Annotated in this window: 26 protein-coding genes and 1 tRNA gene; 13 read left to right on the forward strand and 14 right to left on the reverse strand. The window is 34.3% G+C overall.

The features are described from left to right. Positions 1 to 168: 168 nt before the first annotated feature. The 3 genes from OWO01_RS12620 to OWO01_RS12630 all read left to right on the forward strand — a co-directional run bounded on the left by OWO01_RS12620 (position 169) and on the right by OWO01_RS12630 (position 4,402). Positions 169 to 780: a superoxide dismutase gene (locus tag OWO01_RS12620; RefSeq protein ID WP_268780819.1), complete on the forward strand. Its 612-nt coding sequence runs from the start codon at positions 169 to 171 to the stop codon at positions 778 to 780. Between the two features lie 137 nt (positions 781 to 917). Then, complete coding sequence (locus OWO01_RS12625) at positions 918 to 2,141, forward strand: MFS transporter (protein ID WP_268780820.1); 1,224 nt, start codon at positions 918 to 920, stop codon at positions 2,139 to 2,141. Between the two features lie 110 nt (positions 2,142 to 2,251). Continuing rightward, positions 2,252 to 4,402: a peptidoglycan D,D-transpeptidase FtsI family protein gene (locus OWO01_RS12630; RefSeq protein ID WP_268780821.1), complete on the forward strand. Its 2,151-nt coding sequence runs from the start codon at positions 2,252 to 2,254 to the stop codon at positions 4,400 to 4,402. Between the two features lie 162 nt (positions 4,403 to 4,564). Here OWO01_RS12630 and OWO01_RS12635 read toward each other — a convergent pair whose 3' ends face one another. Beyond that, positions 4,565 to 5,098, reverse strand: coding sequence for a hypothetical protein (locus tag OWO01_RS12635; RefSeq protein ID WP_268780822.1), 534 nt, complete (start codon positions 5,096 to 5,098; stop codon positions 4,565 to 4,567). Positions 5,099 to 5,111: 13 nt separating this feature from the next. Beyond that, entirely contained in the window at positions 5,112 to 5,465 is a 354-nt protein-coding gene (locus tag OWO01_RS12640; RefSeq protein WP_268780823.1) for a hypothetical protein, read from the reverse strand. Positions 5,466 to 6,829: 1,364 nt separating this feature from the next. Between OWO01_RS12640 and rpmG the strand changes: the two genes are divergently transcribed. The 3 genes from rpmG to OWO01_RS12655 all read left to right on the forward strand — a co-directional run bounded on the left by rpmG (position 6,830) and on the right by OWO01_RS12655 (position 8,930). Further along, positions 6,830 to 6,979: a 50S ribosomal protein L33 gene (rpmG, locus tag OWO01_RS12645; RefSeq protein WP_268780824.1), complete on the forward strand. Its 150-nt coding sequence runs from the start codon at positions 6,830 to 6,832 to the stop codon at positions 6,977 to 6,979. 181 nt (positions 6,980 to 7,160) lie between these two features. Continuing rightward, complete coding sequence (locus tag OWO01_RS12650) at positions 7,161 to 7,709, forward strand: 5-formyltetrahydrofolate cyclo-ligase (protein WP_268780825.1); 549 nt, start codon at positions 7,161 to 7,163, stop codon at positions 7,707 to 7,709. Between the two features lie 33 nt (positions 7,710 to 7,742). Beyond that, positions 7,743 to 8,930, forward strand: coding sequence for a rhomboid family intramembrane serine protease (locus tag OWO01_RS12655; RefSeq protein ID WP_268780826.1), 1,188 nt, complete (start codon positions 7,743 to 7,745; stop codon positions 8,928 to 8,930). Here the strand turns inward: OWO01_RS12655 and OWO01_RS12660 are convergent. Next, positions 8,920 to 9,777, reverse strand: a complete 858-nt coding sequence (locus OWO01_RS12660; protein WP_268780827.1) for a hypothetical protein — start codon at positions 9,775 to 9,777, stop codon at positions 8,920 to 8,922. The two genes, OWO01_RS12655 and OWO01_RS12660, sit on opposite strands and share 11 nt — an antisense overlap. A gap of 364 nt (positions 9,778 to 10,141) precedes the next feature. Here OWO01_RS12660 and OWO01_RS12665 point away from each other — a divergent pair, with 364 nt between their 5' ends. The 3 genes from OWO01_RS12665 to OWO01_RS12675 all read left to right on the forward strand — a co-directional run bounded on the left by OWO01_RS12665 (position 10,142) and on the right by OWO01_RS12675 (position 14,233). Then, on the forward strand, positions 10,142 to 11,107 hold the full coding sequence (locus OWO01_RS12665; protein WP_268780828.1) for an ROK family glucokinase: 966 nt from the start codon (positions 10,142 to 10,144) through the stop codon (positions 11,105 to 11,107). Between the two features lie 202 nt (positions 11,108 to 11,309). After that, complete coding sequence (locus tag OWO01_RS12670) at positions 11,310 to 13,214, forward strand: LTA synthase family protein (protein WP_268780829.1); 1,905 nt, start codon at positions 11,310 to 11,312, stop codon at positions 13,212 to 13,214. A gap of 395 nt (positions 13,215 to 13,609) precedes the next feature. After that, positions 13,610 to 14,233: an MBL fold metallo-hydrolase gene (locus tag OWO01_RS12675; protein ID WP_268780830.1), complete on the forward strand. Its 624-nt coding sequence runs from the start codon at positions 13,610 to 13,612 to the stop codon at positions 14,231 to 14,233. A 38-nt stretch (positions 14,234 to 14,271) separates the two neighbouring features. On the opposite strand, the gene OWO01_RS12680 is transcribed toward OWO01_RS12675, so the two are convergent. From OWO01_RS12680 to comGA, 8 genes are all read right to left on the reverse strand, one after another. Continuing rightward, positions 14,272 to 14,343, reverse strand: a tRNA-Gln gene (locus OWO01_RS12680). A 35-nt stretch (positions 14,344 to 14,378) separates the two neighbouring features. Further along, positions 14,379 to 14,765 (reverse strand): hypothetical protein, encoded by a 387-nt coding sequence (locus OWO01_RS12685; RefSeq protein ID WP_268780831.1) that lies wholly within the window; start codon positions 14,763 to 14,765, stop codon positions 14,379 to 14,381. After that, complete coding sequence (gene comGF, locus OWO01_RS12690; protein WP_418936222.1) at positions 14,740 to 15,192, reverse strand: competence type IV pilus minor pilin ComGF; 453 nt, start codon at positions 15,190 to 15,192, stop codon at positions 14,740 to 14,742. The genes OWO01_RS12685 and comGF overlap by 26 nt, the downstream gene beginning before the upstream one ends. Further along, positions 15,131 to 15,478: a hypothetical protein gene (locus OWO01_RS12695; RefSeq protein ID WP_268780833.1), complete on the reverse strand. Its 348-nt coding sequence runs from the start codon at positions 15,476 to 15,478 to the stop codon at positions 15,131 to 15,133. The genes comGF and OWO01_RS12695 overlap by 62 nt, the downstream gene beginning before the upstream one ends. Beyond that, positions 15,465 to 15,902, reverse strand: a complete 438-nt coding sequence (gene comGD / locus OWO01_RS12700; RefSeq protein WP_268780834.1) for a competence type IV pilus minor pilin ComGD — start codon at positions 15,900 to 15,902, stop codon at positions 15,465 to 15,467. The genes OWO01_RS12695 and comGD overlap by 14 nt, the downstream gene beginning before the upstream one ends. Next, positions 15,899 to 16,219 (reverse strand): competence type IV pilus major pilin ComGC, encoded by a 321-nt coding sequence (gene comGC / locus OWO01_RS12705; RefSeq protein ID WP_268780835.1) that lies wholly within the window; start codon positions 16,217 to 16,219, stop codon positions 15,899 to 15,901. The genes comGD and comGC overlap by 4 nt, the downstream gene beginning before the upstream one ends. 12 nt (positions 16,220 to 16,231) lie before the next feature. Beyond that, entirely contained in the window at positions 16,232 to 17,293 is a 1,062-nt protein-coding gene (gene comGB / locus OWO01_RS12710) for a competence type IV pilus assembly protein ComGB (protein ID WP_268780836.1), read from the reverse strand. Continuing rightward, entirely contained in the window at positions 17,277 to 18,260 is a 984-nt protein-coding gene (comGA, locus tag OWO01_RS12715; protein WP_268780837.1) for a competence type IV pilus ATPase ComGA, read from the reverse strand. Before comGA ends, comGB begins: the two co-directional genes overlap by 17 nt. 247 nt (positions 18,261 to 18,507) lie before the next feature. Between comGA and OWO01_RS12720 the strand changes: the two genes are divergently transcribed. Further along, entirely contained in the window at positions 18,508 to 19,005 is a 498-nt protein-coding gene (locus tag OWO01_RS12720) for a shikimate kinase (protein ID WP_268780838.1), read from the forward strand. 42 nt (positions 19,006 to 19,047) lie between these two features. Next, entirely contained in the window at positions 19,048 to 19,239 is a 192-nt protein-coding gene (locus OWO01_RS12725; RefSeq protein ID WP_268780839.1) for a YqzE family protein, read from the forward strand. Between the two features lie 7 nt (positions 19,240 to 19,246). Here OWO01_RS12725 and OWO01_RS12730 read toward each other — a convergent pair whose 3' ends face one another. The 3 genes from OWO01_RS12730 to OWO01_RS12740 all read right to left on the reverse strand — a co-directional run bounded on the left by OWO01_RS12730 (position 19,247) and on the right by OWO01_RS12740 (position 22,253). Next, positions 19,247 to 20,062 carry a YqhG family protein gene (locus OWO01_RS12730; protein WP_268780840.1) on the reverse strand — a complete coding sequence of 272 codons (816 nt, stop codon included), beginning with the start codon at positions 20,060 to 20,062 and terminating at the stop codon, positions 19,247 to 19,249. After that, complete coding sequence (locus OWO01_RS12735; RefSeq protein ID WP_268780841.1) at positions 20,040 to 21,710, reverse strand: DEAD/DEAH box helicase; 1,671 nt, start codon at positions 21,708 to 21,710, stop codon at positions 20,040 to 20,042. The genes OWO01_RS12730 and OWO01_RS12735 overlap by 23 nt, the downstream gene beginning before the upstream one ends. Before the next feature lie 153 nt (positions 21,711 to 21,863). Then, positions 21,864 to 22,253: a rhodanese-like domain-containing protein gene (locus tag OWO01_RS12740; protein ID WP_268780842.1), complete on the reverse strand. Its 390-nt coding sequence runs from the start codon at positions 22,251 to 22,253 to the stop codon at positions 21,864 to 21,866. Between the two features lie 928 nt (positions 22,254 to 23,181). Here OWO01_RS12740 and mntR point away from each other — a divergent pair. Both mntR and OWO01_RS12750 read left to right on the forward strand, forming a co-directional pair. Beyond that, positions 23,182 to 23,598 (forward strand): transcriptional regulator MntR, encoded by a 417-nt coding sequence (mntR, locus tag OWO01_RS12745; protein WP_268780843.1) that lies wholly within the window; start codon positions 23,182 to 23,184, stop codon positions 23,596 to 23,598. 107 nt (positions 23,599 to 23,705) lie between these two features. After that, positions 23,706 to 24,596, forward strand: a complete 891-nt coding sequence (locus tag OWO01_RS12750) for a patatin-like phospholipase family protein (protein WP_268780844.1) — start codon at positions 23,706 to 23,708, stop codon at positions 24,594 to 24,596. The last annotated feature ends 2 nt before the right edge of the window (positions 24,597 to 24,598 follow it).

Genomic DNA, 24,598 nt, shown 5'->3' on the forward strand with positions numbered 1-24,598 from the left:
TATATAATTTAGTGAATATATACTGTATAGGGTGCAATATTAATCAAAGTAATACTTTTCAAGTCAAAATATTTGCGATATGGACGATGCTTTGATAATCTAAAATCAACAAAGGAAAAGTGAACTTTCTGTGAACTTTTTCAAGATATTATTTAGGAGGAATTTACTATGGGAAAATTTGAACTACCAGAATTACCTTATGCTTATGATGCACTGGAGCCACATATTGATAAGGAAACGATGAATATTCATCACACAAAACACCATAATACTTATGTAACAAAATTAAATGACGCATTGAAAGATCATCCAGATCTGCAAGAACAGTCTCTGGAAACACTATTATCAGAATTAGATCGCTTACCAGATAATATTCAAACGGCTGTTAGAAATAATGGTGGTGGCCATGCTAATCACAGCCTGTTCTGGACATTATTGTCACCAAATGGTGGGGGTGAGCCGACTGGAGAGCTTGCTACAAAGATTAATGAAGCATTCGGAAGTTTTGATGCATTTAAAGAGAAATTCACAACAGCTGCTACGACTCGCTTTGGATCTGGTTGGGCATGGTTAATTGTGAATAATGGTAACCTAGAAATTACTAGTACACCAAATCAAGATACTCCAATTATGGAAGGTAAAACACCGATTTTAGGGCTCGATGTATGGGAACATGCTTACTACCTTAAATACCAAAACAAGCGTCCAGAATATATTGATGCATTTTGGAACGTTGTAAACTGGAATAAAGTTTATGAATTGTATACAGAGGCGAAGTAAAAAAATATAGGGAACATTCAAAAAAACCAAGCATTTTGCTTGGTTTTTTTGTGTGAATTATGATTTAGTAATGTAAATTTGCATAACTCAGCCTTTGTGGAAAACACTAATGACTACTTAGCAAAGGAGTCGAGTCTATGCGAAAACCAATCAACCTTTTATTAGGAAATAAAATAGAAGTTAATCGTGATTTACTATTACTATTAGTAATCGGAGGCTTATATTCATTAGCAATCTTCTTGTCAAATACATTTGTAAATATCTATTTGTGGAGACAATCGAATGATTACTTAGCGATTGCTTTGTACAATTTATCAATATATATTATGCAGCCATTAACATTTGTTGTAGCTGGTCGAATAGCAAAGAAATTAGATCGAACGATTGTGCTAAGACTTGGTGTAAGTTTCTTGGCTTTGTTTTTTTTAACGGTTTTAATCGTAGGAGGGCAAGCTGCTCAATTTAACATTCTACTGGGCAGCTTGTTAGGGATTGGTTATGGGTTTTATTGGTTAGCCTTTAATGTGTTAACATTTGAGATTACGGAACCAGATACTCGGGATTTCTTTAATGGTTTTCTAGGTTTAATGCAGTCATTTGCAGGAATGATTGGCCCAGTCTTAGCGGGTTATGTAATTTCCGTTGCGACAAACAAAACAGGGTACACGATTATTTTTTCCCTTTCATTTGGATTGTTTATATGTGCAGTGGTATCAAGTTTTTTTCTAAAAAAACGTCCAGCAGACGGGGATTTCTTTTTCCGTAAAGTCTTGAAATTTCGAAAGACAAATAAAAATTGGCGTAATATTTTGTCCGCACATATTTTACAAGGACTTCGAGAAGGGGTATTTATCTTTGTTATTTCCATTTGGGTATTTGTTGCTACTGGCAGTGAATTTGCATTAGGGAAATTCAATTTAGTATTGTCTGGATGCTCTTTCTTTAGCTATTATTTAGCCACAAGAATTATTAAACCGCATTTTCGAAAAAGAGCGATCCTTATTGCTGGATTAAATTTATTTGCAGCTATAGGATTAATTGTATTTCAGGTTAATTATACAACCTTGCTCGTCTATGGTTTTTTTATTGGGCTTTCCTACCCGTTTTTTACTGTACCTTATGTCTCGTTAACTTATGATGTAATTGGCATGAGCGAAGGAGCACGAGAGTTACGCATCGAATATATTGTAGTCAGAGAATTCTTCTTAAATGCTGGAAGAATTATTTCTGTCAGTTTATTTATTCTAGCTACACAATTGTTTGTTATAGACCAAGTTATTCCTTATTTATTATTATCATTTGGTGCAGGGCACTTTTTGATATATTTTTTTGTGAGAAAAATACAATTAGTAAGTGAGTAAAAAAATGAAAAGAATAACGTAAAACTGTAAAACCCCCCCAATATCATGGTATAATGTAAAATGTTATATTGCACAATGCATATACGGATATTTGTAAGGGGGAGCAAACTATGGGGAAAACGAAGAAAAAAGCACAATTACCCTTTCGCTTGAATTTATTATTTGTTTTTATTTTCTTCCTTTTTTCACTCTTAATTTTGCAATTAGGTGTTGTTCAAATTTTGAATGGAGAGGAAGCTCGAAATACTATTAATGAAACAGAAAATATTAGAGCGCGTATGTCAGTGCCAAGGGGTTTAATGTATGATCGTTTTGGAAATTTGGTTCTAGATAATGAACCAGAAAGAACGATTACTTATACGCCTCCTAGAAATGGTGACTCAGCTAAAAAAAGATTGGAGATAGCAGAGAAATTAGCTGAATTTATCATGATGGAAGAAGAATTTGAAGATTTAGAAGCTCGTGTTCGTGAACGAGATAAACAGGAGTATTGGTACTTGTTTAACACACAGGAAGCAGGATCTCGTCTAACAGAAGAAGAAAAAGAGTTGTCTGCTGGTGAGCAGTATAATAAGATGTTAGAAAAAATTAAACCCGAAGATTATAATACATTTGATTGGTCAGATCGGCATTTGTTGAATGTTGTTGCAATTAAGAAAGAATTAGATACAGCTTTTCAATTATCACCACATACCATAAAAAATGAAAATGTTACGGAAGAAGAATATGCACTTGTTTCGGAAAATTTAGCACAACTTCCAGGCATTGATGCGACGATTGACTGGAATAGGGTTTCTAAATACGATAACACATTCTCTAGTTTTATTGGAAGAATTTCTTCATCTAATGAAGGGATACCACGTGAAAACCGTGATTATTATTTAAGTTTAGGTTACAGTCGAAATGACCGTGTTGGTACAAGTGGACTTGAACAACAATATGAAAATATGTTACGTGGTCAAAAGGAAGTTATTCAGTATACAACAAACAGTAATGGAACCATAATTGGTACAGAGACAATTGTTGATGGTAAAGCTGGAAACGACCTTATTCTGACCGTTGATATGGAATTGCAACAACGTGTGGATGAAATTGCAAAAATAGAATTAGAAAACTTTATTAATCAAAATCCAAGAGAAAATGAATATATGAGTGAGGCGTTGGTAGCGATGCTAGATCCTCAAACTGGTGAAGTATTAGCACTTTCTGGAGCGCATTATGATCGAGAGAACGATCGATATGTCGATCACTCTTATCGGGTCGTTTATGACGCTCACTTACCGGGTTCGTCGATTAAAGGAGCAACGATGTTGGCTGGCTATGATGCTAATGTTATTGAACCTGGGGAGATAATTTATGACAGACCAATCAGAATTGCAGAAACACAGCCTAAAAGTTCTTGGACAGATTTAGGTCGGATCAATGACCTTACCGCTATTGAACAATCATCAAACGTTTATATGTTTGAAATAGCAATGAGACTAGCAACAGCCACATATCGTGAAAATGAACCACTTTATAACTTTGATCGAGATGCTTTTCGTGTTCTTCGTAATTATTTTAGTCAGTTTGGTTTAGGTGCAAGAACGGGGATAGATTTACCTTTTGAAGCAACGGGAGTAATCGGGACCAACACACAAGATGGTGGTTTGTTACTTGATACGGCTATTGGTCAGCATGATGCATATACGACCCTTCAGTTGGCGCAATACGTATCAACGATTGCAAATGATGGTTATCGGGTTCGTCCGCACCTTGTTAAGGAAGTAAGACAAGCTAACGGGTCTAAAGAATCTTTAGGACCAATTGTAGAATCACACGGTAGAGATATTCTAAACCGTATTGATATGGACGAAAGCTATATTAAACGTGTTCAAGAAGGATTTCGATTGGTTACTACAGATGGTACAGCTAGAGGGCACTGGGCGAACAGTCCTTATAATGTGGCTCTAAAAACTGGTACAGCGCAAAACGATGTCTACGAAGATGGAGAGTTTCAGATGCGCACCAACAACTTAACTTTAGTTGGATATGCGCCATATGATGAACCGGAAGTTGCTTTTGCAATTGTTGTTCCACGCGCAGGAACAGGTAATGATCATAATGGAATTCATCATAGGATTGGTAATCAAATTATGGAGGCATATTTTGATCTGAAGGAAGAACGAGATCAAGCTGGAATTACTGAAAATTTACATGAGCAAATAGGTAATGAAGCTATTGATTCAGAAGAAACTTCGGATGAAGACCAAGAGAATTAATTATCAAGTGAAACTTCGACAGGTAAATGTGTTTGGGCTTTTCTCCACTGGTTGTTGGTTGCGTTTGAATAATTTGAATTAAAAAAAGACCAAGCAATTTGTATGATCCGATAATTAGTTTTTGGTAACTTAATTATCGGAAAAGTACAGTTTGCTTGGTTTTTAATTTCGATTTGCAATTAATTCAGCAACCTCTGCTAATGACATTGTTCTAATCAATTCGAACTGCCCTACTTGTATATTGGTTCCATAATTGTTCACAGCAAGATAATCAATAAACTCAGTACGGTTTTCTATAATACCTGCAGCAACTAGATATTCAGCTACTTGAGAAACTGTCATGCCAGGTTCGATGGTAAGTATATAAACATTGTTGTTATCTTGTTCATGATCATCAGTTGTATAAGTTGATTCATCTTCATCAGTTGATGTATCCTCATTTTCATGATTTTCATCCGATATGTTGTCTTGATCAATATCAGCATCTGTTGCAGAATCTTCATATATAGAATCATCATACATAGATTCTTCAGAAATAGAATACCCCTCTTGCTCGAGTTGTTGTATCATTTCTTCGTTAGAAAGGGTGGTTTCAATTATCTCTGGTTCAACTTCGTCCTCTAAAAGGTATATTACTCCCAATAATAGTGTTGCTGTAATTAGGCCTAAAGCAAAAGCGCGTAATACTTGTTTCATTTAATATACCCCTCTATCCTTTGTTTGAGAATTGTTTGATTAATGAATCGATATCGTATTCACTAAGATTTGTTGATTTAGCAATTTCACTTGGGGAATCGCCTCTCCGATACATTTGCTCGACTCTTTTCACTAAAGGGGTTTTTCTTTGCGGTGAAATGGCTTGTTCAGTAAAACCCATATCATTTGGTAGTAATTCTTCTTCTAATATCTTAATTTTCTTTTTCATTTGATAGCTGTCTTGTAACGTCGATAATGATATTTGTTCGATTTGATTTTCAAGTTGTTTGAATTTATCATTAGCAAAAAAAGATAAGATAAATAAAGCAATTGCAACGACAAGTAATGTAATAATCGTATAAATCAAAGTAGCCCCTCCGTTTCTGTATATGTATTAGTTATATCACATTTTTCAATCATCCGACAAATATATCTTCAATTCACCATTTATTTTCTCTGAAAAAAATAAAGTAACAGATTCTTTTGAACAAATTTACAGTAGACACAAACAGTAAAGTAAGTGATTTATCTTCTTCACATAAAAATGTTCACATGGAGATGGAGGATCAAAAAGTACTGTAACCTCGTCAAGATAGCTGATCTTGCCTAGGTTGAGGGTAGAAAATGCACCTAACCTCGTCGAAACGACCACTTTCACTTAGATTAAACCCTAAAAAGAGCTTCAACCTCGTCGAAACGACCACTTTCACTTAGGTTAAACCCCAAAAAGAGCTTCAACCTCGTCGAAACGACCACTTTCACTTAGGTTAAACCCTAAAAAGAGCTTCAACCTCGTCGAAACGACCACTTTCACTTAGGTTAAACCCTAAAAAGAGCTTCAACCTCGTCGAAACGACCACTTTCACTTAGGTTAAACCCCAAAAAAGTGCTCTAACCTCGTCAAAACGACCACTTTCACCTAGGTTGACCCCAAAAAAGTGCTCTAACCTCGTCGAAACGACCACTTTCACTTAGGTTGACCCCAAAAAAGTGCTCTAACCTCGTCAAAACGACCACTTTCACTTAGGTTAAACCCCAAAAAGAGCTTTAACCTCGTCGAAACGACCACTTTCACTTAGGTTAAACCCTAAAAAGAGCTTCAACCTCGTCGAAACGACCACTTTCACCTAGGTTGACCCCAAAAAAGTGCTCTAACCTCGTCGAAACGACCACTTTCGCTTAGGTTAAACCCCAAAAAGAGCTGCAACCTCGTCGAAACGACCACTTTCGCTTAGGTTAAACCCCAAAAAAAGCTGCAACCTCGTCGAAACGACCACTTTCGCTTAGGTTAAACCCCAAAAAGAGCTGCAACCTCGTCGAAACGACCACTTTCGCTTAGGTTAAACCCTAAAAAAAGCTGCAACCTCGTCAAAACGACCACTTTCGCCTAGGTTAAACCCCAAAAAGAGCTGCAACCTCGTCGAAACGACCACATATACCTAGGTTGATCCCAAAAAGAGTTGCAACCTTGCTGAAACGCCTACTTAAACCTAGATTCACACCCCACAGTTTATTGAGAATGCTCATTAAGATTATGTGAGTATTTTGTTAGAAAGTATCTTTAAATGATAGAAATTTGAGAGATAATTATAGTGAATGTCTATGTTTCAAATATATTTTTGTGTGAGATGAATTCAAACCTTGAATTTTATTTGTTTTTTTGGTAATATAAATAAGTCTGAAAATGATATTATTATATGAATGTTAGTTGAATAGTTTGGAGGGAAAATCATGCGTGTAAATATCACACTTGCTTGCACTGAAACAGGCGATCGTAATTACATTACTACAAAAAATAAACGTACAAATCCTGAACGTTTAGAAATGAAAAAATATAGTCCACGTCTAAAAAAACATACGCTACACCGTGAAACAAAATAATTTAGCGTAAAAAAACTCTTATCTGTAATATACAGATAAGAGTTTTTTTGAATTATTTTTTCAAAAAAATGAATGATTGCCCGTTATTTGGTAATATTTCATGTTATGATGGGGTAAAAGAGCTGAACATACACACACTATAATTAACAGCTTTCTTAATTTGTATAAAAGGAGTGGTTGTTTGCATTCAAAAAACGTATTGAGAAAATCAATGATCGCTAAATTATATAGCTTATCCCAAGGTGAAAAGAAGCGGATCGAAAATGAACTCTACACAAATTTATTTGCTAGTGAATTATGGAAAAAAGCAAATGTTATCGGTATTACCATTGCAAATGAATATGAATGGGATACGCATCCGATCATTAAACAAGCATGGGAAGAAAGAAAATGTATCGCAATACCAAAGTGTATTCCTACAAACCATATGCTTGAATTTTACCGTTATACTGATAAATGTAAGCTTGAGAGAGGTTTCTTTAATTTACTAGAACCTAACCCTGAAAACACAGTAGAAATAGCTGCTGAAGATATGGATTTATTAATTGTCCCAGGGATAGTGTTCGATAAAGGTAATTACCGGATTGGACATGGTGGAGGATACTATGATCGTTATTTAAAAGAGTATACCGGAAAAAGTCTCTCATTAGCTGGAAGAGATCAAATTCTCCCTTCTATACCTAAGGAAGAATTTGACCAACCCGTAGATCTAATAATTTCAAACACATAGGTAGTTTTAGGGGCAGAAAGATAGGGGAAGGTTATGCAAAATATTGACTTAGGATATCATTATAAATTAATCTTTTATTTAATTGAAAGAGAACGATTTGAGTTGATTCATATTGATGATCAGCAACAAAGTATTTGGTTGCAAAAGAAAAAAGGTAAACGAAACCTAGTACTTTGTTTAAAAAGTTCTGATTTTCATTGGTCTAATCAACTAAAACTATCATACATTCAAACGATCAAACAAACAAATGCTTTACAGTCCGAATTTATAGGGGGTAAAATAGAACTTATTGTTGTTTATGTGGGGGAACACACACCTGTCGATAATAGAGATCATATAGAAACAAAGTTATCAATAGATAAGGTTTCTATCTCTAAACACTATCTATTTTATTTGGATCATGAAAATCGAGAACTAGAAATGAAGCGCTTTTGTTCCCTTTTACAAATACGAAGTTTACATATGGATGTTCCAAACGATCCAATGGAATTAGAAAGCGAAATACTTTGTTTGAAAAAAACACTACATAACATCTATTATAAACAGAAAAAAGCTAATAAACTAATCTTTCATCAAGCTACGCCGATACTTGTATATTATCTACTGGGGATTAATGTAATTTATTTTCTTTTATTAGAATGGCATGGAGGAAGTACATCTATAGAGACATTAATTCATTTTGGTGCTAAATATAATCCTGCAATTGCTGAAGGTGAATGGTGGCGCATCATAAAATCAATGTTTCTCCATATTGGATTATTACACTTAATCATGAATATGCTAGCTCTCCACATCCTAGGATGTATCGTTGAGCAGATGTATCGAGCAACACGATTTCTTTTCATTTACTTTAGTGCTGGAATTATGGGGGGATTAGCAAGTTTTGCATTCAACAATCAGGTTTCTGCTGGAGCTTCAGCTGCTATCTTCGGTTTACTAGGGGCATTGTTATATTTTGGGACTCAGTATAAACAGACTTTCCTTCAAACGATTGGAAAGAATATCTTCTTCGTTGTTGCACTTAATTTGATCATAGGTACAATAGTACCAGCCATTGATAACGCTGCTCACATAGGCGGTCTTTTAGGCGGTTTTTTTAGTGCTGCCGTTGTTTCGCTTCCAAGAAAGAATAATTTCTATTCCCAATTGTTCGCAGCTATTTGTTATGGGTTATTGGCAATTGGTTTAGCGAGTCATGGATTTCAAAAGATCAATTATTAATGGAGTATGTTTGAATGAGCTGTCGCATTTCTCCATGTTGATCTTGAAATAAAACATATAATCTATCTCCAGTTTTACTAAATAATATTAGTGGAATATAGCTTTTTTGTATGGTTTCTGTTTCTTGAAAAGGAAGAATATAGTTTGCATAAAGACCTTCCCATAATTGTGCAATAACTTTTCTCGTTTGATTTTTATCAAGATTTGGTAAATTTCTTGTCTCGAATTGATACAATTCTGTCAATGGAACAAATAGAAAATCGTCGTAATTTAATTGAAAATGATTAATTAAGTTATGCCAGTGATAGTGTAGTTGTTGAGATATCGTATGATCTAATGTATCTTTCCATTCTATTTGTTGTTCTTCTTTCGGTTTTCTGAATGTAAATAATGAGGAGTGTTCAGAGTCTATTACGTACATTTCATCATAGGACATTCTATTTAAACTTTTGATTGAATTGTTTTTGTAATGCACTTCGCCGTGATGGTATGTAATCGATTGATAATAACTACTGCCTTCACCGTGGATATCTGACTCTAATGAAATATCTGATTCGTTTTCCCTCCATTTGGATTGCAGTCCTTTTAGTAACCCATCCACATATAAGAGGCTCAAATCTTGTCTTAAGTAAATCGTATTATTGGTCTTTGAATCAGAAATCCATCGAACAATGTAGTGCTCATTTTTGTTGTCTAATAACGTTAATTCAGTTTCTGATTTTTCAAATACAACATTCTCATCAAATGGAAAATACTTTACTGTTGTTTGTGTTGGCGATGTGAAATGTATAAGTAACATCAAGATCATTCCAGTAAATAATGTTAGGGCTATAGTTAGATAACGCAATTGACTTCCTCCTCACACCAGTAATTACTGTACATGATATGTACAAACTGAGGGGGATATGTTAATAAAATAGGTCTGAATATTTCTAGAAGAGCAAGGTCCTTAGATCTCCTTATGAAAATTTTTTGAACATTCTTGATGATTTGTGCATAATGATAGAAGTAATGAATTTTTATGTGCCATCTTAAAGAGAATATCTGTATCATTTTCATTAAATTTTTCTCTTGTATTTGCTATAATGATAAAGATGATTAAAAATATAGCTTTTATGATAGATGCCACTATTGTTAATATTTCAAATAATACATAATAGCTGTTTCCAAATTTAAAAAATCGAATTAGGATAGGAAAGGAAGTAATAAACATGTCAAAATTTCTATTAGGTGTTGATATTGGAGGAACTACAGTAAAAATAGGTGTGATCCAAGAAAATGGAGATATAATTGAAAAGTGGGAAATACTAACAAACATTTCGTCTGGCGCTACAAGTATTCCTTCTGATATTTGGACTTCTATTGAAGGGAAATTAGTAGAATTAAACATTGATAATACAGATATTATTGGTATTGGAGTAGGTGCTCCAGGATTCGTGCAAACGGAGACAGGAATCGTTGCTGAAGCTGTAAATCTAGGATGGAAAGATTTTAAGTTAGCTGATAAATTGAATACTCTGTCCAATTTACCTGTTTATGTTGATAATGATGCAAACATTGCTGCATTGGGGGAAAACTGGAAAGGGTCCGGTCAGTTAGCTGATAATTTAATTGCAGTTACTCTTGGTACAGGTGTTGGTGGAGGCATTATTGCAAATGGGCAGATTGTTAGCGGTACAAATGGAACCGCAGGGGAAATTGGCCATATGACAGTTTTGGAGGATGGCGTTCTTTGTAATTGTGGAAGAAGAGGTTGCCTAGAGACGATTACTTCTGCTACAGGTATTGCTCGTTTAGCGGAAGAAAAAGTAACTTCAGGAGTTGTGACAAACCTACAAACAAAATACCAGAATAACAATAATATGTTAACAGCTAAGGATGTGTTTGATTCGGCAACTGAAGGTGACGAGGTCGCTATCGAACTGGTTTTATATGTAACAGATGTGTTAGGCTTAGCGATTTCCAATATCGCAACAATAATTAATCCATCTAAAATTGTCATTGGTGGTGGTGTATCTAAAGCTGGTGAGGCGTTGTTATCCCCGTTACGAAAGGCATTTACTAAATATGCATTACCAAGAATCGATCAAGGAAGTTCATTTGTTATTGCCGAATTAGGTAATGATGCAGGAATAATTGGCGGGGCATATCTCGTTAAACAAAATATGAGTGTGTAAATAGGGCGTAATATGTTGAGAACATTATTGTTTGATTCATCATTACAATTTTGTAACAAATAATTTAAAGTATGATGAAACTTTTCTTTATTCATTGCGTCTAATAGAGTAAAAGGTTTATCATATGTACACTGTGGTATTAATTACAATAATAGATTTTACAAGATATCATAGATGGAAGGGTAGAGGGGGAAAGTAGTTAATGTTTGAAAAAAAATATCCATTACGATTATATGTTTTAGCGAGTTTATTATTTGGTTTGAAAACTTATGTAGTATACCGCTTTATGTTTACCATTAACTTAGACAATTTTATGCAAGAATTTATACTATTTATCAATCCGTTTGTTTCAGCTTTTTTAATTTTTGCTGCTAGTGTATGGATGAAAGAAAAACGACAGCTTAAATTTATTAGATATGTTGCATTGGCCGGAACATTAATCTTGTATTTCAATTTAATTTTTTATCGTAATTTTGGTGACTTTTTAACAGTTCCAATATTATTTCAAGGAAGTAATGCTGCTGATTTAGGTTCAAGTGTTATAGCTTTAGTTGAAGTTATTGATATTTTCTTGTTTCTTGATGTCGTTCTCATTTGGTATTTAAGTAAAAGAGAAAATAGCCCCATGGCAGTAAGTTATCCGAAAAAGAAAAAATTACTAGTATTAAGTATGTCTATTGCATTTTTACTTGGTAATTATATTTTTGCCGAGATTGAACGACCGCAATTGTTACAGCGTGGTTTTGATCGCGAGTATTTAGTTAAAAATATAGGGTTATTTAATTTCCATGTTTATGATGTTATTCAACAATCAAGATCACAAGCACAGCGTGTTTTTGCTGATGGAAATGAACTTTCTGAAATCCTGACATATGTTGAAGAAAATACTACAGACCAAGAAGTGACAGATATGTTTGGTGTTGCAGAGGGGAAAAATTTAATTTTCGTAACATTAGAGTCTTTGCAGAGCTTTGTTATCAATAACACACTGCATGGTGAAGAAATCACGCCGTTTCTCAATGAATTAATTGGTGAAAGCTATTATTTTGAAAACTTCTATCACCAAACAGAACAAGGAAAAACAGCAGATTCTGAATTTATAATGGAAAATTCTCTGTATGCACTACCGAGCGGGGCAGCTTATTTTACCCATGCTCAAAATCAGTATCATTCAACACCACAAATTTTAAAAGATGAGAACTATACTACGGCGGTTTTACATGCCAATAATAAAAGCTTTTGGAACCGAGATACAATGTATGAAAACCTTGGTATAGATCATTTTTACGATATTAAATCATACGAAGTTACCGATGAGAATTCTGTAGGGTGGGGAATGAAGGACAAAGAATTTTTTGAACAATCGATGAAGTATTTACAATCATTACCAGAACCGTATTATGCACGTTTCATTACTTTAACGAACCATCATCCATTTGATTTGGACGATGAAGATGCCACACTTGATCCATTTGATTCAAACTCTCGAACACTGAATCAATATTTTCAAACGGTACGTTATATGGATGAGGCTATCGAAGAGTTCTTTGACCATCTAAAATCAACGGGTATTTATGAAGATTCGATTATTGTCATGATGGGAGATCACTATGGTATTAGTGATTTTCATAACCGTGCGATGGGAATGTATTTAGAAAAAGAAGAAATTACACCATATGATCATGTGCAACTACAACGTGTTCCGCTCTATATTCACATTCCGGGACATGAAGGGGAAATCATTTCTGATATCGCAGGTCAGGTAGATATTAAGCCAACATTACTTCATCTACTTGGAGTAGATGATAGCCATGATGTAAGTTTTGGTACTAATCTTTTTGGTCCAAACCGCAAAGAGTTTGTCGCACTTCGAGATGGTAGTTTCATTACAGAAGGATACCTCTACTCGAAAGATACTTGCTATGACCGAGAATCAGGGGAAGTTCTAGCATCAAATGTTTCCAGCAATCTCCTATCTGGTGATGAAGAACAGGATGATGTTTGTTCTTCCATGCATGAGCAAGTAGAACAAGAGATGTCGTATTCAGACAAGATTATCTATGGAGATTTATTCCGTTTTCATGAATTCTCAAGAAATGAAGACTAATTAAAGATTCGAGCAAGAAATCATAAGGATTTCTTGCTCGATTTTTTTTTACAAAATCAACCCCAAAACATGAATTCATCCTTCTCACGCTATTTCCATAAACTGTTTATTAATGAATCATTTCTCTACATCAGCAAAATGGTTTTAGATGGGACGAGTAACCACAGACCAAAAATTCACTAGGAAGTGTTCTTTACTTCCTAGTTAGCTGAGACCACGTCCACAGAAAGGAGCCAATTTCATTTGAGTAGTGGATAAAGGAGCATTTACTGCACTGTTTGTCTCATATGTGTGTGAAAAAACAATATAGTTTGTGATATGAGTATTGGTAAAACATCCTATTTAGTGTAGAATATAATCAGATAAAAGTAGAGAACGATGGAGGGTGTGGTTTTTTGAAGATAAAGGGTTTTTCTTTAGGACAATTAGGGACAAATTGTTATATTGTTTGGGAAAGTAACAAAGCACTAATCATTGATCCGGGTGCAGAACCTTCCGTAGTGAAGAATTGGCTAGAAGAACATAACATTCAACCATTAGCTATTTTACTTACACATGCTCATTTTGATCACATTGGTGGAGTAGATACATTACGTGATTATTATCATATTCCTGTCTATCTTCATGAAAATGAGCAGGAATGGATGGGCAATCCGCGACTTAATGGATCAGCATTATTCCCTGTAGAAGACATTGTTGCTAGAGCATCAGATGAATTTTTAGCAGCTGGTAAAATGAAATTAGACTTATTTCAATTTGAAATAAGATATACACCAGGTCATTCACCAGGTGGGGTTTCTTTTATCTTTCCTAAAGAGAAGCTCGTCGTATCGGGAGATTGCTTATTTGCTGGGGGAATAGGTCGTACCGATTTACCAGAAGGGAATCAAACACAGTTGTTAACTAGTATAAAAAATGAACTCTATACTTTAGGTAATTCATATAAGGTGTATCCTGGTCATGGACCTACAACAACGATAGAGAATGAAAAAAAGAATAATCCATTTGTGAAACCATAAAAAAAGAGGGCATATCTTAACAGATATACCCTCTTTTACTGGGCTAGCTGGATTCGAACCAACGAATGACGGTACCAAAAACCGTTGCCTTACCGCTTGGCCATAGCCCATCAAGTTACAATAGTTATTATGGTCGGACTGATAATTAATATACATTTAATTCGTGGTTTTTTTGTTCGATCCAATAACTTCTTGTTTTTTGCATTCCCTCATGTGTATACGCGTTAAATATTACTTGTGATTTACTATCCATAACTGTTTCGAGAGTGACGATTACATAACCATTTGGATATTCATAGAAAACTTCTGAGTGATTGATATATTTTTCATTAAATTCTTGATATGCCATTTGATGTAGCGTTTCTAGTTCTATTTGTTGTAGTTGTAGTTTAGTTTGCATTTTGTTACTGTTAAATAATGCAATACTTGTGAATGTGGATAATAAGAGAAACGCGGTTAGGAAAGTAATGTACATAAAAATAAATCCTTGATCTCCGGATAAATATTTAATAGTATGCAATAATTTTTTCATAAGTATCTCCATTTTGTGATTGAATAGTTAGGTGAAGACCGTTTGAAAGCGAGACCACTGTAAAATGGTTCACGTTTCTGAGGAGTATTTCATGTCCTGTTCCGTTTACTTGTCGTCGTATTAAGTCGTTGTATTTGGAGATTGTAATTTTATCACCACCATTATTTCGTAACTGAATTGAATTTGTGTTTATGCGATCAATTGAATTACTATGAATTTCATCAGTAACAAAATGAAAAAACTGTCTGACGGCCAACTCATCGGTATGATTATCTAGCTCAACAAACCGAAAGATAGTAGGTAGTAATAGCATAAGTGTTGAAAAAATTGTTAAGCCAATAAGTACTTCTACCAATGTAAAAGCTCTATTGCTTTTGAAAAGAGGGATAGTAGTATAAAATGATTTCTTCTTGTTTACCTCTAACATTTGTCCAATGTGCACTTCCTTTCAAAAGAGGTGTTGTTGATTCAAAAACGAGTGTAACGTTGGTATGGTTAACTTCGATTACTTTATTGTTATAGCTTTCTGGGGTATGCAATTGAAGCTCATTGTGCAAAGTCGATTGAATCTCTCGTCTTTCTTGCAAAATATTTCTTTCTATATTTATTTGAACAAGAATGGGTATTAGTGTAAAGAGAATTAGAAGAATAAGACTAAAAGCGGCCAGCAGTTCTAATAGAACAATACCTTTTTGATTATCATCTTTGAACAAAATAACATCGTCCTTTCCCAAACGGAAAATAGATATCATAAGTAGAGTGTTTTGTTGTAATGCGAAACATCCCTGGGTTACGAATGGTACCTGCTCGTGTGTATGATAGAGGCATCTGTAATGATAATATGGAAACTTTCCATTCTTTTGGAATGTTTCGCACGATATTTGGAGGCTCTAATGGAGTTGAACGAATTTCATACTGATTCGTACTAGGAAGAATATTAAGAAGATCGTTTGTTCTTGTTGTCATGGTTTGTTGTTGAAGAAATAAAACATCACTTTCAAATTGTTGAAACCAACGCTTAAATTGATAATTATCATATGATTTACCGTGTATTAGACCAATCATCGTAATCATTATCATTATTAGACTTATTGTGACTAGCAATTCAACAAAAGTAAATCCATCTTGTTTCTTCATTCATTTACAGGTACGACGATGATTTCATAATGTACGGTATCTTTAAATGCAATTTTTTGCTTTCCGTTAGAAAGTTTGTCTGTTTGAAGATATTTCTCTGATACTAGAGTAGAAATGCTGTCAGGATGTCTCCCATGATCGAGGATATACAATTGAACTTGACTTTCAGCCATTTGAATGAGTGCTTCAGCCCCTTTATCATGAACTTCTTCATTTCGATCAGCTAAATTTGGTATTAACAAAATTAATAAAGTAGCAATGATTGAGAGAACGATAAGCATCTCAATTAAAGTAAAACCTTTTTCGTTTTTTAACATGTCCATCAACTCCTAAATGTGTTGGATTAGTTGAAACATTGGGATTAAGATAGATAAATAGATAAAGATAATACTGACAGCAATAAAAAGGAAGAAAATCGGTTGAATAAGTGTCATTGCTTTTTCTAGTTTTGCTTGAACAGACTCTAGTAAATACTCTGCATACATTCTTAAATCCATAATCAAGGACTTTTGATTCATATCACTTTGAAAAATTATTCGTAAATCTGGATCAAGTAATGTGCAAGGTGGAAGTGCAGATGTTACGTTACATCCGTCTTCTAGTTGTTCTAGTATATAACTACTATAGTGAGCTAAGATAGGTAATTCACTTTGCTTTTTTAGAAATTGAATACACTCTTTTAAGGAAAGCCCAGCTTTTAGTAATGAACTTAAATGAAGGGAAAACAGGAAGGTTTGATTTGCTCGTACATAATAACGAATTAATGGTGTGCGTTGATATAACGCTATTTTTTGAACGGTTGAAAATTTTTTCTGACACAAAAACCAGATGATTAGGAAAAGCCCTATCCCTAGCCCTAAGATGATCAGACTATTAAATATTAAATCGATGATGAAAATTGCCACATTACGATAGACGGAGGTGTAGGTTGTTGTCGAAAATAATTGTGAAAATGCAGGATATACTTGGGTACGTACAAAATACAATAAGGTAAGAAAGATAGATAATAAAACAAGCGGATACCTCATGATTTTTTCGAATTTTTTGATGAGAAACAGCTGTTGATCAATGAGTTCACTACTATGTTGTAAAGCTTCACGAATATTACCGTGTAATAGTGAAAAATAGACAAAGGAAACAATTTTTTTATCAAAATATAGATTTGCTAAAACAACTTCAAAAGATTCACCTTCTTTTAATGAACTAATCATTTTAATTGCTGTTTTTTTCCACTTAGGATTCCACTGTAGTGCTCTCAAAGCTTCAAGAAGAGGATAATGTTGACTCAACAATCTATTTAGTTTTTTTAAAAATAAACTTTGCTCCAAGAGCGAGAGAGGATGGGGCTGTTTTTTTTTATTCCGTATATTCCATTTATTTAGAGAAACCATAAGCGACTGCCTTTCGTTTTAATTGTTCGAACGTTTGATAATTCTTCGATACTTTCTTACATTGAATTACCTCCATAAGGTTTGTCCCATCTAATAACTCTAAAATAGCAGCTCTTGATGAAATTTTATTCTGAATAAGTATGGGGAATAATTCTAATGCTGCGACAGCAATCAAATTTTGTTCTAAGTCTGATTGCTTTATCCCCATCTCTTTAAGTCGATATATCGTTCCAATTGCATTTTTGGCATGTAATGTTGATAGAACAAGGTGACCTGTGTAAGCGGCATGAAAAACAAATTGAGCGGTTTTCTGATCGCGGATTTCTCCCACCATAATAATATCTGGATCATGACGTAGTGCGGCTTTCAAACCAGCTTGATAGGTTACTCCGCTATTTTCATTGACTTGTACTTGTAATAAATTTTGCAACTCTTTTTCAACAGGGTCCTCTAGTGTGATCGTTTGGTAAGATTGTTCTTCTAAAAGAGTCTGTAAAAGAGCGTATAATGTAGTTGTTTTTCCTGATCCAGTCGCACCTGTAAATAAGATGACTCCAGATTGATTGGAAATCCATTCTTTCACGCTAGATAATTGATAAGGAAATAAAAATAATTTATTAAGTGATATTCTTTCGTTTTGAGGTAATAACCGAATTGCCAAACTCTCTAATCCACTAACTGGTAATGTTGATAATCTTAGGGAGACAATTCTTTGATTATATTCATACGTGATTGCACCATCTTGAGGTTGACGGGACTCGCCGATGTCCATACCAGCTGAGAATTTAAAATGATTGAGTAGGGTTTGATAAATATTTAACGGCATTTGAAGATAAAAAACACGTTTTCCATGAATGCGAAAATATATTTTCACGTCCGTTGGAGAAGGGCAGAAATGAATATCAGAAGCATTTTGATCAAGGGCTATGTTCAACAATTCAGCAGAATAGCTTCTTGCTGTAATCACTAATCTCACCTCACTTTCTAGTTGTAATATACAAAGTAAAACGAGAAAAATCAAGTTCTATTGGAAAGGTATTGCTTGTAAAAAAATAAGAATTTAGAATGTTTTTCTATCTAAAAATTACTTTTTCCGTTGCTGATTTTCTAAAAGTAAAAAAGAAAAATAGGGATGAAAATTTTTTTGAAAAATTTATAATAATCTTGTTTCGTGCTATAATGAAGCAAATTTCAGTAGAAATGGAGTATATAAGATGCAGAGTATTTATTTAATTGGTTTTATGGGAAGCGGAAAAACAACGGTTGCTGATCAATTAGGAAAATATTATCAATTACCTGTTCAAGATACAGATCAAATGATTGAGGCTATGCAGAATAAAAAAATCAAGCAAATTTTTGCTGAAGAAGGTGAGCATCAGTTTCGTCAATACGAGCATGATGTTTTAACAACAACGGAAAGCAATAATTGTATTATTGCCACTGGTGGTGGAATTATTGAACAAGATCGAAATGTTCATTGGTTAAAAGATAAGCAAGTAATCTATTTACAAACAAGTTGGCCAGAAATTGTAAACCGTCTAAAGGATGAAGGGGATCGTCCAATTTGGCAAGATCAAAATCGCGACAAGGAACAGCTACTATTAAGTCGTGAACAAAAATATCTAGAAGCAGCAACATATGTAATTCGAACAGACGGTAAATCAATTGATCTACTTGTAAAAGAAATCATTGAAGTAATAACTACAAGCTAAATGGATATCCTAAACATATAAGAAATGAAGAGAGGGATAAATTTGGCTGATAAAAGTGTTTTTCAGACTGTTACGGAATCAATCGTAAGTTACTATTGCTCACCGAAAGCAGAGAGAATTGCAGAGAAAGAAGAAAGAAAAAAATGGAAGGAGGATACCAAACCACCTATCGTTAATAAATGGTTTGGTATCCTTCCAATGTCCATTAAGTATTATAAACAAAAAAATGAATGAAGCATCACTACTGTTCGTTCTGAGAGATATCTGTAAATGGAATATTGGTAGATTTACTTATGTGAAAGATACCACCATTAACAATCTCAAATTCAATCCTTGGTTGATATAAAGCTTCGATTGCATTTTCTTCCGTTTGATAAAGATCTTTCTCGTTATCGGATGATGTTTTGTAAAAATATGCAAGTAACTCTTTTTCTTCTTGCATCCGTTTCCAGGACTCGATTGCCCAATCGTGTTCTGGAATTTTTATTTGTTCTGTTAAATAATCAATGATTCTCTGATAACTGTTGCGTAGTCTGATTAGTGGGCTGATTGGGTAACAATAATCGCATATCGATGATTCCCAATCAATCTTTTCAAGACTTTCAATCATTTGACTAATCATTACTCCGTTGATCATATTAATACCTATCGATCTCAACTCTTCTTTTTTTTCCTTACCGATAAAACTAATCTTGATGTTAAGCACTAGCCATGGGATCAAGGGGGTTTGATTATTTACTGCGAGCTTTTGATACAGTCGAACAAATTTTCCTTGTTCCTGTAGATGGGAATAAATTTGTTGTAATCTAGGTGTCCCAAAATGTATTAATTCACGATCAGAGGTTGGATCCTCTACTTCGGTCGATAACTTTAACATTTGAGGCTCTCCGTTCATCCCTAGTTTTCGAACGTACTGCCAGTAAAATGGCCGATTCATTAGTTTTTCATCTAACACATCAGTCAGTTGAACATCTAGGTGGCGACCGTCACTAGTAACAATACAATGGTTAGCTGAAAAGTAATCGTATAAGAAATTATGAAGATTCTCGATTGCCATTCTTTTGCTCCTTTTCATTCAATGATTGTGCTTGAGCGATAACAGCCGCCAAATTATTCATTTTCACTTTAATCTCTCCTGCACTATGTGATTCTGCTAAAATAGAACTGATTTCATCTTCGAAATTGGATAGTTTCAGATCTGCTAGAATTGCATCTAAGTTACCAATAACCCGCTCAAATAACTGTATTTTTTTATAAAGTAATTGTAAAACATGGTCTTCAATCGTGTTACGAATAGCAAAGTTATAAATATGAACATCTTCTTTCTGGCCAAAGCGATGAATTCTGCCTATTCGTTGTTCCAGGCGCATCGGATTCCAGGGTAAGTCATAATTGATTAAATGGCTACAAAATTGTAGATTAATCCCTTCTCCTCCAGCTTCCGTAGCAATCATAACTTGAACTTGATTTTCAAATAATTGTTTCATCCAATCTTTCTTTCCTCGCTTGAAGCCACCACGAAAAGGTACAGATTTGATCCCGTGTTGTTGAAGTAACCATTGAAGATAGACTTGTGTTGCACGATATTCCGTAAATATAATGCATTTATCATTAATGGATTTCACTAATTCAACTGCTTCGATCGCTTTTGCATGTTGCGGCAATTGTTCAATTTCATGTAATAAATCAATTTTATTCTTTTTAGCGTTATGATCAGTTTCTTGCTCGATGTCTTTTTTTAATGATAAGAAACATGCTTCTCTTGATGAGCAAAGCTCTCGTAAATAAACCAAGCTAGAGAAGCGAGATTTATTTGCTAAAGCTTTTTCGATTTTCTGGTACACATCAGCTTCTCGATTTGTAAAATCAACATAAATGGTTTCAACTTTTCTTTTTGTCCATTTGATATTTGTATCTTCTCGACGATTTCGAACCATTACCTTTTGAATCAATCGTTTTAGATATTGGTCATCTTCTGCGTTTCGATTTTTTTTATTAAATTTTTTGCTGAATGACTCATAGTCACCAAGAAACCCTGGTTTTAAAATCGAAACAAGATTAAATATATCCGTTAATTTATTTTGAATAGGTGTAGCTGTTAATAACAAACAATATTTTTTCTTTAAAGAACGAACAAACTGGTAATTTTTTGTTTGACTATTTTTCAGTTTGTGGGCTTCATCTACTAAAACAAAATCATAATCTTGTGAAAGAATTTTGTCTCTATGTGGGTCACGTTTAGCAGTATCAATAGAAGTGATCATAATATCCTGTTGATCCCATAATGGTTTTTTTCTAGCTGTTACAGCAGGAATATAAAATTTTTGTGCTAATTCTTGCCCCCACTGATTAACTAGAGAGGCTGGAACAAGTATAAGAGCCTTTTTTACTAGACCACGAAGCATGTATTCTTTAAGGATTAGACCAGCTTCAATCGTTTTGCCTAATCCAACCTCATCTGCTAAAATCGCGCGCCCATTCATTTCTTCAACTACTTGCTGGGCGCAGGCTAATTGATGTGTTAAAAAATTTACATGTGGTAGGAGTTTAGGTCCATTTAAACCGGAGAACTTTCTAGTAATTGTTGAATCAACAGTATGATAGGAGAGTTGAAAAAGCTCCCATGATGACAAATTATTTTCTTCGGATAAATTTTTACTCAAATCTTCGATAAATGATGTATCTTGCCTTAATTTAATTTGCATCAGAATTAAACCTCCAAAATTCCTAGTACCTCATAAAAACTAGTATGACCAATTTATGAGGTTATTATTATGGGAATTAAGAATTCAGAGGTGTAGTATTAGAGTGAAAAAACAACCACTTCAACGAGAAGTGATTGTTTTTTATAAGAAATGTTAATAAGAAGGTTTATTTGTTTTCTTAATTTTACCGGACCACTTTTTGAAACCACCTTGAAGTTGGTTTAAATCTTTATAGCCTTTTTTGTGAAGCAAAAGAGCTGCTCGGCCAGTACGTGTACCATTTTGACAATACATATAAATAGGTTGATCTTTTCTTAATTCATTCATTCTTTGACGCAATTGCGTTAATGGAATGTTTCTAGCTCCCAAAACATGTCCAGCATCATATTCTTTTTGTTCACGCACATCAATTAATTGTGCTTTCCGATATCCTTCTCTAAATTCACTTTCCGATAAAGTTTTTAGGATTTTTTTTGTTTTAAAAAAACGATAGATACTAAATCCGATAAATGCTACCAAGATGGTAAGTAAAATATACTCCATTATAACTTCCCCCACTTAATTCAGTCTGTCCTTATTATACGACTTTTTACGTGAATTTGAAAATGATAATACTAAAAAAACAATTTTTTCTGTCTGAATAGTAAACCTAAGAGCTTTTTTTATGACACTATAAACCATTGAATTCTATCATTGTCTTGATAAACTGTGCAGTAACGAGAAGTTTTCTATTTCGCTCCTCAAATGAAATTGATTCCCTTTCACCATAAGGGTATAAGTGCGACATCGACTCAAAACTACTATCGTCGTGTCTTCTTTACCGCAGGGCGCGGCTTCAGCTAACTCGGAAGAAATACACTTCCGAGTGGATCTTCAGCCCGTGGGACTGCGATTACTCGTCCCATCGAAGACATTCGCTTTTTCCTGCTGGAGTGTCGCCAATTTCATTTGATGCGCTTGATGAAGGTTTTTAATCAAATTACCGCATGATTGGTGGATTATAGATAAAAAAGTGTCTCAAGAATTTCTCTATACAAATTGCATGTAGATTAAAACAAAGACAACATCATTTGATTGTCTGCCTATACACTATCACTAACTAGCGAAGTAAACAAAGGCTTGACACTCCTACGGGAACAGTACGAGCTGAAGATCCACTTCTCCAAGTGGTTTTTCTTGGAGAAGTTAGCTGAAGCCGTACCCGTGGAAAGGGAAAGCCTTGGTTTACGTAGCGAGATAGGAGCACTTACTGCGCTGTTTGTGTCTACTCTGTATTTGATTTTTTATTTTTTTCAATGATATGGTAAGGGAAGAAAAATCTAATATACTTGTCTCGGCATAAAATCTGTTGTATGCTTTTAATAAAGTGAAACTTCAATCAGTGGTTCGTATTTCGCCTTTTTACCACGATTGTTAGTTCTACTGGGATACATATAGGTTTTACTTTTTTTGAAAGAATTGGAGGATTATTATGCCAACACCGAGTATGGAAGATTATATTGAACAAATATATATGTTAATTGAATCAAAGGGATACGCAAGGGTATCTGATATTGCAGAAGCGCTAGAAGTTCATCCATCCTCCGTAACAAAAATGGTTCAAAAATTAGATAAAGATGACTATCTAAACTATGAAAAATATCGGGGCTTAATTTTGACAGCTCAAGGAAAAAAGATCGGAAAACGTTTAGTTTATCGACATGAATTATTGGAACAATTTTTAGGAATAATAGGTGTAGAAAAAGAAAATATTTATCAAGATGTAGAAGGTATTGAACACCACTTAAGCTGGAATTCGATTGATCGTATCGGGGATTTGGTACAATATTTTGAAAAAGATCCGGATCGAGAAAAAGAACTAAAAAAAATACAACAACAAACAGAATAAAAAAACAGCAACTCCTCTATGAAAATAAGAAGAGGGTTGCTGTTTTTGTTCTAATATCCATACCCTTAGCCTATACATTAGTAATAGCATCTTTGGGGGTATACGTAATGAAAATAGATGGTGTTTTCTCGGGTGGTGGGGTAAAGGCTTTTGCTTTTATCGGTGCAATGGAACAGTTGGAAGAGAAGGGATATTCTTTTGAAAGGGTTGCTGGTTCATCTGCAGGAGCGATATTAGCATCTCTTCTTGCCGCTGGTTATAAAAACGAAGAGCTAAAAGAAATTTTTATGGACTTAGATGTTAAGCAATTTATGGATGGAGCTCGTTTAGAACGTTATTTACCGTTTATTAAATGGATTTCATTATATTTCGCATTAGGTTTATATAAGGGAGATGTTTTCGAGCATTGGATACATGATACATTAGCGAAAAAGAACATTTATACTTTTGCTGATTTACCTCCAGGAACATTAAAAGTTATTGTAGCAGACTTAACAGTTGGTAAAATGGTAGTAATACCAGATGATGTGAAACGCATTTATGGCGTTGATCCCAGTAATTTTCCCGTAGCAAAAGCAGTTCGTATGAGTGCAAGTTTACCGTATTTTTTTCGCCCTAAAAAAATATGGGACCAGAAACATAAGAAACATATTATTGTAGATGGATCTTTATTAAGTAACTTACCAATGTGGGTTTTTGATGGTGATCGTAAATTTCAGAAACGTCCATTACTGGGAATCAAGCTAAGTGCCAACTATGATAAAATCATGATTGGAAAAATTACAGATGCTTTAAAGTTAACGAAATCACTATTCACTACTATGCAAATAGCTCATGATCAAAGATACATTGTGATGCATCAACAGAATAATGTGCTCTTTCTGCCTGTTTCAGAGGTCGGTGTAGCTGATTTTCATTTATCCCAGGCTTCTAAACAAAACTTGGTCGATTTAGGTAAAACCAAAACAGCAGCTTTTTTAAAAAATTGGCCACATTAAAA

Origin of the sequence: Natronobacillus azotifigens, assembly GCF_026805325.1 — a bacterium.
Classification (GTDB): Bacteria; Bacillota; Bacilli; order Bacillales; family Amphibacillaceae; genus Natronobacillus; species Natronobacillus azotifigens.